The sequence below is a fragment of the Sulfurimonas sp. genome (assembly GCF_028694895.1).
GTDB lineage: Bacteria > Campylobacterota > Campylobacteria > Campylobacterales > Sulfurimonadaceae > Sulfurimonas.
Genome location: NZ_JAQVKA010000045.1, coordinates 1 through 13,380 on the forward strand (window position 1 = coordinate 1; position 13,380 = coordinate 13,380).

Annotated in this window: 14 protein-coding genes; 7 read left to right on the forward strand and 7 right to left on the reverse strand. The window is 33.4% G+C overall.

Features of this window, described 5'->3' with window-relative positions:
- A partial coding sequence (locus tag PHI38_RS06490) for an efflux RND transporter permease subunit (protein ID WP_299854072.1) occupies positions 1-1,880 on the forward strand: 1,880 nt, incomplete at its 5' end.
- On the opposite strand, the gene PHI38_RS06495 is transcribed toward PHI38_RS06490, so the two are convergent.
- Positions 1,873-2,271 carry a rhodanese-like domain-containing protein gene (locus PHI38_RS06495; protein WP_299854075.1) on the reverse strand — a complete coding sequence of 133 codons (399 nt, stop codon included), beginning with the start codon at positions 2,269-2,271 and terminating at the stop codon, positions 1,873-1,875. The genes PHI38_RS06490 and PHI38_RS06495 overlap by 8 nt on opposite strands.
- Positions 2,272-2,434: 163 nt before the next feature.
- Between PHI38_RS06495 and PHI38_RS06500 the strand changes: the two genes are divergently transcribed.
- Positions 2,435-2,803: a hypothetical protein gene (locus tag PHI38_RS06500; RefSeq protein WP_299854078.1), complete on the forward strand. Its 369-nt coding sequence runs from the start codon at positions 2,435-2,437 to the stop codon at positions 2,801-2,803.
- A 3-nt stretch (positions 2,804-2,806) separates the two neighbouring features.
- On the opposite strand, the gene PHI38_RS06505 is transcribed toward PHI38_RS06500, so the two are convergent.
- On the reverse strand, positions 2,807-4,705 hold the full coding sequence (locus PHI38_RS06505; RefSeq protein ID WP_299854081.1) for a methyl-accepting chemotaxis protein: 1,899 nt from the start codon (positions 4,703-4,705) through the stop codon (positions 2,807-2,809).
- An 83-nt stretch (positions 4,706-4,788) separates the two neighbouring features.
- Positions 4,789-5,115 (reverse strand): hypothetical protein, encoded by a 327-nt coding sequence (locus PHI38_RS06510; protein ID WP_299854084.1) that lies wholly within the window; start codon positions 5,113-5,115, stop codon positions 4,789-4,791.
- Positions 5,116-5,362: 247 nt separating this feature from the next.
- Between PHI38_RS06510 and PHI38_RS06515 the strand changes: the two genes are divergently transcribed.
- From PHI38_RS06515 to PHI38_RS06530, 4 genes are read left to right on the forward strand one after another with little or no spacing between them, the layout of a single operon-like run.
- Positions 5,363-5,980 (forward strand): molecular chaperone TorD family protein, encoded by a 618-nt coding sequence (locus PHI38_RS06515; protein ID WP_299854087.1) that lies wholly within the window; start codon positions 5,363-5,365, stop codon positions 5,978-5,980.
- Positions 5,981-7,084 (forward strand): 4Fe-4S binding protein, encoded by a 1,104-nt coding sequence (locus tag PHI38_RS06520; protein ID WP_299854089.1) that lies wholly within the window; start codon positions 5,981-5,983, stop codon positions 7,082-7,084.
- Between the two features lies 1 nt (position 7,085).
- The gene (locus tag PHI38_RS06525; protein ID WP_299854092.1) at positions 7,086-7,883 is read left to right on the forward strand and encodes a hypothetical protein; all 798 of its coding nucleotides are present in this window, start codon (positions 7,086-7,088) and stop codon (positions 7,881-7,883) included.
- 16 nt (positions 7,884-7,899) lie between these two features.
- Positions 7,900-8,403: a hypothetical protein gene (locus tag PHI38_RS06530; RefSeq protein WP_299854094.1), complete on the forward strand. Its 504-nt coding sequence runs from the start codon at positions 7,900-7,902 to the stop codon at positions 8,401-8,403.
- Between the two features lie 79 nt (positions 8,404-8,482).
- Here PHI38_RS06530 and PHI38_RS06535 read toward each other — a convergent pair whose 3' ends face one another.
- From PHI38_RS06535 to PHI38_RS06550, 4 genes are read right to left on the reverse strand one after another with little or no spacing between them, the layout of a single operon-like run.
- A complete protein-coding gene (locus tag PHI38_RS06535) occupies positions 8,483-8,989 on the reverse strand; it encodes a phosphatidylglycerophosphatase A (RefSeq protein ID WP_299854096.1) in 507 nt (168 codons plus the stop codon).
- A gap of 21 nt (positions 8,990-9,010) precedes the next feature.
- Positions 9,011-10,201, reverse strand: coding sequence for a sulfate adenylyltransferase (locus PHI38_RS06540; protein WP_299854099.1), 1,191 nt, complete (start codon positions 10,199-10,201; stop codon positions 9,011-9,013).
- Entirely contained in the window at positions 10,179-11,066 is an 888-nt protein-coding gene (locus PHI38_RS06545; protein ID WP_299854102.1) for a response regulator, read from the reverse strand. Before PHI38_RS06545 ends, PHI38_RS06540 begins: the two co-directional genes overlap by 23 nt.
- Positions 11,063-12,184 carry a bifunctional 2-C-methyl-D-erythritol 4-phosphate cytidylyltransferase/2-C-methyl-D-erythritol 2,4-cyclodiphosphate synthase gene (locus tag PHI38_RS06550; protein WP_299854105.1) on the reverse strand — a complete coding sequence of 374 codons (1,122 nt, stop codon included), beginning with the start codon at positions 12,182-12,184 and terminating at the stop codon, positions 11,063-11,065. Before PHI38_RS06550 ends, PHI38_RS06545 begins: the two co-directional genes overlap by 4 nt.
- A gap of 190 nt (positions 12,185-12,374) precedes the next feature.
- Between PHI38_RS06550 and thiC the strand changes: the two genes are divergently transcribed.
- On the forward strand, positions 12,375-13,380 hold a 1,006-nt coding region (gene thiC / locus PHI38_RS06555), incomplete at its 3' end, for a phosphomethylpyrimidine synthase ThiC (RefSeq protein ID WP_299854107.1).

Here is a 13,380-nt window from a genome sequence, read left to right on the forward strand (position 1 = left end):
TACAACGCTACATTGATGATGGTATGGATAGATATGAGGCAACTATAAGAGGTTTAAAGGAGATGATTCTGCCTGTTACTCTTGCTACTTTGACAACTGTTGTCGCATTTTTACCAATCTTTATGATGCAAGGAGAGACAGCACTTTTTATTTTGCTCATTCCAATCACAGTAATTATAATTTTGCTTGGTTCGCTTTTAGAGAGTTTTTTATTTCTACCACTTCATGCATATGAGTTTTTAAAACCAAGCAAAAATCTGGTAAATTGGACTCCACTTCAAAATATGTATGAGAGAGTTGTTTTACGCTTTTTACACTTTAAAAAAATATCAATTTTCTTCTTTTTAGTTCTAATTCCACTAATATCTATCTATATGGCAAGCACTATGAGGTTTCAGTTTTTCCCAAATTTTGATGGAAATTTTCTCTATATATCTGGCAAAATAGATATAAATACACCTCTTGAAGAGACCTATAAAATCTCTCAAGAGATAGAGAATGAACTCTTAAAACATAAAGAGGAGTTCTCACTAAAAGCGATTTCTAGTTTTATTGGATATAGAAGAAGTTTATCTGGAGAGACTCAAAGAAATAGTGGTGTTTTTATGATTACTATGGAGCTTCATGATAGAGCGAGTACAAACTTTGTAGATAGTTATATAACGCCTATTTTAAATCTGAATTTCAATTTTAATGACCCACTAAAGATACGCAAAGAGCAGACTTATGAACTCTCACCTAGGGCAAGAGAGATTATTAAAGATTTTAAGAGTAAATATAACATGGAAGATTTGGGTGTTATGGAGGATAAGCCTGGGCTTATTAGAAGTGATATTGAGATAAATCTCTCTGGAATGAATGATGAGCTTTTACAACGTGGGATAAAAAAACTTGAGCAGAAGATAAAAACGATCGAAGGAATCAGAGATTTTAGTGACAATATAAAACTAGGAAAGATGGAGTATAAGATCAAGATAAACTCATATGGGGAGAGTTTAGGGCTTAGTGAAGCATCTATCGCTAGAACACTAAGTGCATACTTCTTAGAGCAAAAGCAGACAACAACTTTCAATGAGAGAGGTGTTATGGAGATCAAAACAGAGGATATTAAAAAAGACAAAATTGATACACTTTTAAATTTTAGCATCCCTTTTGGTGAGGGAAAATCTGTAAAATTAACTCAGGTTGCAGATATCATTGAGATAAGGGATTATGAGAAGATAAATAAACTCAATGGAAGTATTATAAAAACTTTTTTTGCAAGTATAGATAAAAGAAAAACAACTTCAGGCGAGGTGCTAGATCAGTTACAGCCAACATTAGATGAACTAAGAGCTAGTGGTGTTGATATTATGCTACTTGGCGAAAAAGAGAAAAGAGAACAGTTAAAAGATGACATGCAAAAGGCTATCCTCTTGGCACTCTTTTTAATATTCTTGTCTCTTTTGATAATATTTCCAAAGATAAAATACGCACTTATGGTTATGAGTGTTATACCACTCTCTGTCTTAGGCGCATTTATAGGGCATAAACTCTTAGGCTTAAATCTATCTATGGCATCTATTATAGGTATATTGGGGCTTGCTGGTGTTGTTGTGAATGATGGGATAATAATGATTGATTTTTTACATGGCACACATAAATTAGAAGAGTTTTTAAAGCGAGCAAAGCTTAGACTCCGCCCAATAATCATAACAACTCTTACTACATTTTTGGGGCTTTTTACTCTGATATTTTATGCAACAGGACAAGCAGTAATACTCCAACCAATTGCTATTTCAATAGGATTTGGTCTTATTTGGGGAACTATTTTAAATCTTATCTATTTACCAATGCTTTATGCATTAGTAAATAAGATAGAGCCAAAAAGAGTTATTTAGCAGAATAGGGCTCGATAGGGAGTTTGATAAATTTGGCATATAATATGCCACTTTTTATATTTATAACATCGTAGTTTAGTTTTTGTGATAAAAATGGTGCTAAAACTCTAGTTCTACTTCCTGTTCTACAAATAATAGCAAACTGTTTTTTTGTATCAACGGCTTTATTTAACTTATCTAAAAAGTCTTTAAGGTCATAGTTGCCTTTTTCATCAAAGAGCATAATCGGGATAGAGCCTTTGAGTAGGCCTGTCTCTTTCCATTCAGCAGGTGTTCTTATATCTACTATCGGTGTTTTTGAATCGAGCAGTTGTTGAGAGGCCTCTTCATTGATAACAGTTGCTAAGAGTGAAGCTGATATAAGCAAGAGCGATAGTAAGGTTTTCTTCAAGTATTTTTCTCCATAATTTGTTCCTCACATATTTGATGATATTTATAGCTTTAGGGGGTTGTAGAGACGCTTGTCCCTGCTTACTTTTAGGCTTAGTTTATAAAACGCGTAACATCAGTAATTAAGTGTATAATTATATCAACAAATAAATAATAGGTTAGAGATGGCATCGCAAAAAGCTATAGATAATTCTCTTCGGCTTCGTTATATAAGAGCCTTGGAGAGATTTCATAAGGGTATAACATCTTATCTTTTGACTACTAAAGATATTACAAAAGAGGGTTACTCCAAAAAAGTTCAAAATAGTCTAAAAATTTTAAATAAGGTTGAAGAGATAGCCATTTACAAAGGTGATCTTCAAGAGCTTCATAAAATCGTAAAAAAAATTATTGCTTATCAAGATAGTGATAAAGATATACAAGAGATAAAAGATGATATTTTATATATATCAAACCAGCTAGAAAAGACTAAAAATGCAAGACGTTATAAAAAAGAGAAGCATTCCCACTCAATTTATGATGAGTGGGAATAGGGGTTATTTTGACTCTTGAAGCATTGTGTCAAGAAGTGCAAATAGCTCTTCTGAAGCTGTTTCCATATTATCAAAGTTAGTGATAATGTTTTGTGAATTTTTAAGAGTATCTTCTTCTGCTTTTTGATTTAAGTAGAGTAGATTAGCGTTTGCATTTCTATGTACAATCTCGTGTGGAATTGATAGTTTATTGAATGATAAAGTTTCAGAGAATCTTCTCTTGCCTTCATCATCATACCAAATCCCAAGAGCACATTCATGTGTATCTTGTTGTTCAAACATCTTTTTAAGTGAAACAATAGAGTTATAAACACGTGATTTATATAAGATATGCTCTAGTTTTGCAAGAACTATAAATATACTGTTCTCCATCCCATATGAGTAGTCAACCATCTTAAGAGAGTTATTACTAAGCTCAATTAGAGTATCTTCAAACCCATTCATCTTTTGAGTTGAGTCTTCAACTGTTGTTTTCATCATCTCAGAACTTGTCTGAATCTCATTCATATCTTGTTGTAGTGATTTGATAGAGACAGAAATCTCACCCGTTGCTTTATGCGTTCTCTCTGCAAGCTTACGTACTTCATCAGCAACAACAGCAAATCCACGTCCATGCTCACCAGCACGGGCTGCTTCAATTGCAGCATTAAGAGCTAGAAGGTTTGTTTGATCTGCTATATCTGTAATCAATTGAATAACAGAAGTTATCTCATTTGCTTGATTTGTGATTTCTAAGATGCTGAGGTCATTTGTATTTACCTGTTCTGTTAGTGCATTTAGCTCTCTTGTGATATTTGAAATATCATTTTTTGAGCTTATTGCAGAGTCTGATGCATCTTTTGTAGCAGATGTGATAGTTTTTAAATCATCTATGTTTGTACTTAAATCAGAAATAATAAGAGAGAGAGACTCTGAAACATTAACACTTTTTGTACTGATTTTTGAGTTGAAAATATCTCTTTGTGCTTTAGCGTGTTGAGTTTTCATAAACTCTATACTTTTTCCAACACTCTCTATTGCAACTACAAATTCTCCACTCATACCATCAGATGAAATTTTATGTGTAAATATTCCCTTAGATGCATCCGTAATTGTTGTGTTAATTTCATGAATAAGATCTTGTGTATGTTTAATAAGCTGAGAGAGTTCACACCCCATAACTCCTAGCTCTGTGTTTTTATCATTTGTCGTTGTTTTATGACTGAAATCACCTTTAGCAACATAGCTAATTAGGGATGTAAAATCGTTTATGCCAGAAGTTATAGATTTTCTAATAATAGTTGCTAGAATTAAAACAATAAGGCCAACTGTAATACCAGCAATTAAAGCTAAGTATTTAAAAAAGTTGATTACTTTAGCAAGTGAAGAAGAGTCATCTTCAAGCTCTTTTGACTTAAATTCAACAAGTTTTTTAAATGATTCTCTTGATGCGTTTGCAAAAGGAGTTAATTCTTTAGAGTAGTCCGCATAGATTTGAGTTTTGTTATCTCTTATATCTTCACCATCAATAGACTTCATCATTTTAAGAGTGTTATTTAAAAAAAGCATTGTAGATGTTTTGGCATCTTCGACCATATTTAAAGAGTTATCTTTGACCATTAAATTCTCTAAAGAGATAAAACCACTCTCAATTTCATCAATAGTTTTTTCAAGGTTTGCTAAGTTTTTTTTATAATCTCCACCAAGCATAATATCTCTTGATAGTCTGCTAACATAATTAAGATTTTTCTCTATTTTTAGTGTAGTTAAACCGCCAATCATAGAATTTTCATGTAAATGTTCATACTCAGAATCAACATACCCCATAGCAATAAAAATAGCTATCGCTGCAGAAAATACAGAGACTGTTACCATCGCGATAAAATAGTTCATTTTTTTATGAATGCTTAGATTTTTAAACATCTAAAAGCCTTTAGTTAAGTTATTTTAAGTGAATCATAGCATATTTTAAAAATATTTTTATGAAGTTATTTGATTCTTTTTTATTATAAATACATAAATTGTGATAATAAAATAATTATGACAACAAGACTAAATGGAAAAAAGTGGCTTTTAAAAACCCATGGATTTATCTTAAATAACTTCTGATTAATCCCTCTAAAACCTAACCACAATCCAAGAAACGCTTTAATACTAAGAAGAGTTTGAAAAAAAGACAAAGAACCGTTTTCAATTTTTCCAAATATTTGAGAGAAGAGAAAAAGGCCACTTGCAACTGCTACCATTAGAGCGTAAGGAACAACTTTTCTTACATGAATCATAATAGCTTCTCTTGCTTTTGTTTGCTCTGCTTCGTTTAGAGTTTGATTCATTTTAGACAAAAATAAAATATCTACAAATAAGAAACCACCATATATAAAAACTGAAAAAATATGCACTGTATGAATAAATGTGTAAATAATAATAGATCCTTTTTTAGCTGAATTTTAACATACGCAGTAGTGAATTATTTTGTTTTATATCAATTATATTAAAGCATATAGATTTTAAACGCATAATCCTAGATTTAGACTTTTTAGATAGAATCATAAACTAAAAAATCAAAATAAAGAAAAAAGAATGCAAAATACTAAAGCAAGAGCAAATATTTACGCTCTTCTATCTCGAATATTACTTCAAGAGCTAGATGAAGAGATGCTGCGTATGATAAGAAGCGATGAAAATATATTAGATTTTTTTCCAACGCTTAAGAGTTGGGAACCTTTTTTAAATGTTCAAGATAAAAAACTTTTAGAAGAGTATTTAAATCCAGATTTTGTAAACTTATCTCTACTACACCTAATACCTTATGAGACTTTTTACACGCGTGAAGATCAAAAGATTGAGACGGGTGGAGCAAACCCAGTTACAGATATGTACAGCGCGTATAATTTTATGGTTGATTATGAAGCCGCAAGAGCTATATCAGCTGATCATATTGGAGTTGAGCTAGAGTTTATGCATCACCTCACCGAGGCCGAATCAAAGGCTATGCAAGAAGGTGATGAAGAAGCTATAAAAGCTCTAAGAGAGATACAAACAGAGTTTTTAAACAAACACCTATTACGATGGGCTCCAATGTATCTTATAAATGCAAAGTTTGAGGCTAGAACACCTCTTTATTACGATGTGGCTGATTTGGCATTAGAGTTTATTCTTAGCGATAATGAGTATTTGATAAAAGAGCAAAAAGCGTAAATGATACAGTTAAAAGCAAGTCGTTGTGTAAGGTCGCTCTCAAAGGAGAGTGAGTGCAATAGATGTGAAGTTATCTGCCCAACTGTGGCTATTGTTGTTGGAAGTAATCCTTTACCATCAATAAACTTCTCTGCTTGTGTAGGGTGTGGGGCATGTGATAGCGTATGCCCAAGCGAAGCACTATCTTTAGATGATTTTAACACAACTGATTTCTTTTTTAACTATATAGAAGATAGCGATAATCTTATCTCGTGTAGAAAAAATGTGCCGTGTATTGCAGCACTTAATATAGAAAATATTATCTCAATGGCGCTTCTTAAAAAAGAGATGATTTTTGATATGGGACATTGTGATGAGTGCGCTATTGCTCACAAATGTAAGCCTCAGATTGAGAAGAATTATGAAGAGGCATCTTATATACTTGAAGCGATGCAGAGTGATGCGGTTATAAAGCTTGAGCATATCAAGTATGAAAAAGAGCAAGACTCAAAAGAAGAGAGCTCAAGAAGAGAGTTTTTCTCTAAGGTAAATCTAAAAGGCATTGTTAAATCAAAGATAGAGTTTGAAAAAGAGATACAAAAAGCAACCGATGAGCTAGTTGAGTATACTCTGCAAAAGAGTGATATAGCGCTTTTAAAGCAAAAACGGATAACTGATAGAAGAAAGCTCTTCTTTACGGCATTAAAGAGAGTTAATAAGCCATCTATTTACCATGTAATAGAGTCAGATGAGCTAACGTTCACTTCTATGAAGGTAATGGATAGCGAGGCATGTACTGCATGTCAGATGTGTTATAGAGTATGTCCAACTGGCGCACTTAGTTCAGATGTAAAAAACTCAAAAATTGATTTTGATCCATTTTTATGTATCAAGTGTCATATATGTCATGATGTTTGCGAACCTGATGCTATTACGCTCTCTCCAACATATATGATAAAAGAATTTTTTGAGCCAGCAGTTCAAAATCTCATCACTTTTAATGTAAGAAGATGTAATGAGTGCAATGTGATTTTTAGTACAAACACTAGTGATAAACTATGCTATAGATGTAAAGCAGAAGAGGAAGAGGCGAGAGAACTTTGGGGAATAAAAGGAGATATGTAAGATGATGAACGATGCTAATGAGATATCACATCACACACAGCTTTATGGCTTTATAGGGGAGTTTGCAGGACAAAATAGTATCTCTGCAACACTAAATAAGCTATTTAAAGCAAAAAATAAAAATGCGATGATGATTCCTATGAATATAAGAGAGGATGATGTTTTCTTCACACTCTCAAATATGAAAAAATCACACGTAAATGGGGCTCTTATATCAAGCGAGTATGTAAAAAAAACACTAGAAGTTCTTGATGAGAGAAGTGATGTAGTGGAGTTTAGTGGGTTATGTGACATTATTATTAGAGATGATAAGAGGCTAATAGGTGATGTTTTATCTTCACGAGCTATAGTAAAATTTTTAAAAGATAAATGCGCTAAAAAGATAGCACTTCTTGGGGTTGATGCTAGAGCTAAAGCATTTGTGTTTTTTGCAAAAGAGTTTGACGTAAGTTATTATTTTGATGAGATAGAGCAGTTGATGCACTTTTGTCAAGAGAGTGGAATTGAGGGCGCAGATATAAATCGTCTTGCAGAGGGCATGGATATAGATCTCTCTTCATATGACGCAGTTATTGATTTTTCTGATTTTGAATCTCTTGCAATGATTAGTAAACTAAGTGCTATAAATCTAGATATGAAACATAAAAAAGAGTTCTCAGCTCTTAAAGTAAGAGCAAATGAGTTAGAAGCTTACTATGTGGGCTTTGATAATATGTTGGATGTTATAAGTCAAGCTACTTTTGAGTTTTTAGAAGATAAAAAACATCTTGAGCATGATAAAAGCGATATGAAATTTTAATAAAATAGGAGAAGTAATGAATAAAGAAAACATAGGTGATTTAAGAGCCGAATTTGATAAATTTGTAAAAGACAAATGTACTTTCGATTCACAAGATATGAAAAATGCTGATGAAAATGCCGATAAAGAGGATGAAATTGCTGTTCCTCAATTTGTAGATGCGCTCACAGCAAAACTTTTAGCTCCAGCTATCAGTGGAGTTTATTTATCAAGACTTGATATCAAAAGAATTGCAGAAGCGTTAGATGAGTCTATTCCTATAAAAGAGCGTGTTAAAATGGTTAGAGCACTATTTAGACATACAAACTCAAAAGAGTATTTAAAAACTGCTTTTGATGAGATAAATAAACATATCAATGGACGTGTTTTAATCTATAAAGAATTAGGTGAAGCATTTCCTAACTCAAGCGCAATCTTTGATGAGCATATAGCAAAAGCAAAAAGCACTATGAAGATGTTTGATCAAATAATAGAAGATTTTGAAGAGATAGAGCCATCAGACGACCCACTTTTCATTTAATATTACACACTTTATGGGTGGAACGTATAAAGTGGCAGGGACAAATGTCCCTACAACCTGATGCATAAGAGATAATAGATTAGAGTATAGATTGAAGCTCTAAAAGACCATACCAGATAAGAGCGCTAAGTATTCCAGCCACAAATCCAGCTACTACATCATCAGCCACAACCCCGAGTCCGCCTTTAGCTTCACGATCGAGTCTTCCGATGATGGATGGTTTAGTTATATCAAAATATCTAAAGAGTACAAAAGAGAGCAAACTTTGAATCAAAAATCCATTTTGAAAATCAGTTACTTCGCTCATACTAACGCTTATAGCAGGTGCAACGCTTAGTGCGAACCACATTCCAGCGAGCTCATCTATGACAATGCGTTTATCATCATGAGTACCGCTTTTTGCTTCATATTTGTTAATCTCACGAATAGCGATAATAGAGATTAGTAGAGTTGCTAAAAATAGAGTCTGTGCATCAAAATATATAAGAATTAACATACCAAGAGGTAAAGATACGAGAGTACCAACTGTTCCTGGTGCTTTAGGAGAGAGACCGCTATAGCCTAGAGTTATAAAAAACCAATTCATTATTTGCCTTTTAAATTTTTATTATGTTAAAGATGTTGTTTGATAAAGTTTCATAAGTTCAAGATAAAAATCAGTCTCAGTGTGCTCTTCTAAAAGCCCTTCTGTTGGTAAAATATCATAGTATAGCTTCTCAAGGTTTTTAAATCTTTTTTGATGAAGTTTTGAGAGAATCACTGCAGATATCTCTTTTCTAATTAGAATAGTCGGCGGCAAGATGCCAAGTTCAAGAAGCTCTAAAATAGAAGTAGCGCTGTATGAAATCTGATGATGTTGCCCATGTGGACATGTATTTTTACTAACTAATGTTGTACATATATCACAATATACATACTCACTTGCAACCGTGATTTCTATATCAATACCTACAACTTTATCAACGATTGATTTGTTTGAGTTACAGTCATAAAACATCCCAAGACCTGCGTGATTCCGCCCAATTGTTAGCTTGTCACAACCATAATTTTTTGCAACTATAGAGTCAATGATTATCTCATTATAGCCAGCAAATATGTAGCTATTTTCTAGTGGAACAACAACAACATGACTCTTTGTAAGAAAATTATTTATAAAATAATCAAGTGTCTCTTTTCTGATGTTATAGCTAAGATTTGATTCTGTATATGGTTTTAGCAAAAATATAACAAGCAGATCTGTATGCTCTAACGTTTGACGAATAAGCTTTTCATGAGCACGGTGAAGTGGATTTGCAGCCATTACAAGAGCGGTTGTATGCTTGGCATCAACTAGCTTTTTAGCTTCTTGTATTATCTGCATATTGTTATTGCTAGATTTATTTATAAGAGTGTATTCTCCACAAACAGCTAAAGAGCCAATTCTCTTAAGCGTAGCAAAAACACCTGGATGAGAAGTATCATCAGTTCCATATATCTGTTTTATTCTCTCACTAGGATCGATATGAAAAACTTCATCAACCTTTAAAATAGCAAACGGTTTCTTTTCAAAAAGAATAGTAACCTCTTCATTTGGCTCAAGTGAAGATAAAACCTCTGCATTCATCTTTCCAGAAGGTGCTAGAAGAAAAGGAAAAGGAAAAGATTTACCATTAAAAAGGCCAGTTTTTAAAACACTTTTACTCTGCTCTTCATTCATAAGCGACTCAACTGGTGAGAGCACACCATCTTTTAAAAGCTCAAGCGCAGAAGCTGCTTCTTTATCGATAAGAAGTGTCTTATTTTTTCTTAACAATGTCATACTTCTTTCTTTTTTCCCATAAGCTTTTACGGCTAATCCCTAGCTTTTTTGACAACTCTGTATCTGGGAATTTATGCTGATAATTTAAAACTATAAACTTTACATACTCTTCTATTGGTAAGATTTCGCCTTGATCAAAGACATTGCTCTCACTTTTCATCTCAATAATAGAAAACTCATCATCCTCTATTTTATCACTGCTCGATATGATTGCTTTTTTGTTCTCAAGAAGAACGTAAAGTGCTTTTCTCTCAGCCTTTTTAAGCGTTTGCAAGTCGATAATATAGATAAGAGAGTTCTCGGTAATGGACTCTATTTCGCTTATTGCCTTAGAATCACTAAGAGTTACAAAATGGAGTGGGAGATTTTTTCTCTTTGCATATTCAAAAGCAAAAGAGTCAGCATGTTTTTGATAAGCACTTGAGATAAATAGTGGAAGTTCTATATTGTCAAAATTATGTTCATTAGAGATTGATGAGAAAGTATGTGTTAGATATTTGTCATACGCAATGTTTCTCTTTTTTAATTTTTCATAATCTTGATAATGGTTTATTTTTCTAATAAGCTCTTCAATCATAAAAGGCTTTAAAATATAGTCTTTAGCCCCAGCAGATAGTGGTTTTGAAACAGTATCGTTGCTTATGTAAGATACCATTAAAATAATGATGGATTTTTTAAATGTATCAATTACAGGGTTAAAGTCTTGACCATTGATATTTGTTGAGAGAAGTACGACATCATAATTGTTACTTTTTATGGCATCTCTTGTAGATGTACACATCTCACAAATATGACCTAATTCACTAAGTTTTGTAGCGATACTCTGGGCTAAATAAACTTCATTTTCTATTATTAATATCTTCAAATCTTTGTCCAATCAAAATATTTTAAATTTGCGTTTGCAATTACTCCTACACCTTCACCTCTGCCAATGAAGCCGAGTTTCTCAGTTGTAGTAGCTTTAATGTTTACTCTTTGAGCGTCTATATTTAAAAGAGTACTAAGTGTTTTTCTCATCACTACTTTATAGTTACCAATCCTTGGTTTCTCTGCAGCGATTGTTATATCTACATTTACTATAACAAACCCAAAATGACGAAGTTTTATAACAACTTCTTTTAAAAGCTCTTTAGAGTCTGCGCCTTTATACTTTGCATCATTGTCTGGAAACATCATACCAATATCTCCCATGCCAGCAGCACCAAGAAGTGCGTCAATTAAGGCATGGATAGCAACATCTCCATCACTGTGAGCTTTAAAGCCATACGCAGAATCTATCTTTACGCCGCCAAGGTGCATCTCACCTTTATCATCAAAAGCATGAACATCAAAACCAACACCACTTAGTGTGTCATTTGATGGTGCGCTAAGGCATGTAAGATTTTTGAGATCTTCTATATGAGTTATTTTATGAGCGCTCTCTTGACCTTGTATAAACTCTCTACTCCCACCATTTGCAACAATAGCACTGCTCTCATCTGTAAACTCTTCTTTGCTTAAAAGAGCACTCTTAAGAGCAGATGTTAGAGAGAGTTGAGGAGTTTGAACTCTCTTTACTTTGTCTCTATCTATGGTTTTATCATCATACACAATAGTGTCTGTTATGTTTAGATATGGAACAATACAATCACTTTTACCAACATAAGAGATGATTCTCTCTAAAAAGGCTTCATCAATACAAGAACGTGCTACATCGCTTACAAGCACATACTCTGTATCTACTTGTATAAGGGAATTCTTTAAAGATTGTTGTCTTGTTTGCCCGCCCTTTACAAATGTATAATCTGCATAGTTTTTCATAAACTCTATATCATCAAGTGAAGAAGTGATAATGATTTTAGCAAAATGATTCGTTTTTTCACATCTATCTGCTACAAAATGCCACAAAGGTTTATAACCGACTCTTAACCACTGTTTTTTTACATCTAGCCCAAAGCGAGAAGAACTACCTGCAGCAAGTAAAATAAGTGTTATATTAGACAAGTAGACTCCTGAAATTTTTAAGTGTTACGAAATTATACACGTCAAATGCTTTTTTTTATCTTGCATAGATCAATTGATATGTATAAATTATTAAATCAAATAATAGAGTTAATATTAGATTAACTTTATTTGATTATATTTCCAATGACTTAAACATAACGATATATATAATTTTTAAAAGGAGATAACCATGAGATCATTGTGGGTAGAGAAGCGTAAAAACGACCCTGTAAAGACGCAAATGTATTATGCTAAACAAGGAATTATCACACAAGAGATGGAGTATGTTGCAAAACTTGAAAAACTCTCTCCTGAGCTAGTTCGCAGTGAAATTGCAAGAGGGCGAATGATTATTCCAGCAAATGTAAATCATACAACGCTTGAGCCTATGGCTATAGGAATTGCGGCTACATGTAAGATAAATGCAAATATTGGCTCATCTGCAATAGCATCTGATGTTCAAGGTGAAGTTGAAAAAATGCAAGTTTCTCAACACTACAAGGCAGATACTGCGATGGATCTCTCTACTGGTGGGGATCTTGATGAGATACGTAAAGCTGTAATAGCATCTTCAAAGATTCCAATTGGAACAGTACCAATTTATCAGATACTACATGATGTTGGAAATAAAATAGAAGATCTAAGCATTGATGTTATGCTTGAAGTACTAGAGCGTCAAGCAAAACAAGGTGTTAGTTACTTTACGATACATGCTGGCTTTTTACTTGAGACTATGCCAAAGATAGCAAAGCGTAAAATGGGAATAGTAAGTCGCGGCGGAAGTTTGATGGCTGCTTGGATGATGCACTACCATAGAGAAAATCCATTTTATACAGCTTTTGATGATATCTTGGATATCTGTGCAAAGTATGATGTTTCTTTGAGCCTTGGAGATTCACTTAGACCTGGATGTTTAGCTGATGCTAGTGATGATGCACAACTAAGTGAGCTTAAAGTATTAGGTGATTTAACTCTAAGAGCTTGGGAGAAAAATGTTCAGGTTATGATAGAAGGCCCTGGGCATGTTCCACTAAACCAGATTGAGCGTAACATGAAGCTTCAGCGTGAGCTTTGTCATGAGGCACCTTTTTATATCTTAGGACCATTAGTTACAGATATTGCAGCTGGATATGATCATATAAGTTCAGCTATTGGGGCTGCTGATGGTGGATGGCATGGAGCTAGTATGCTCTGTT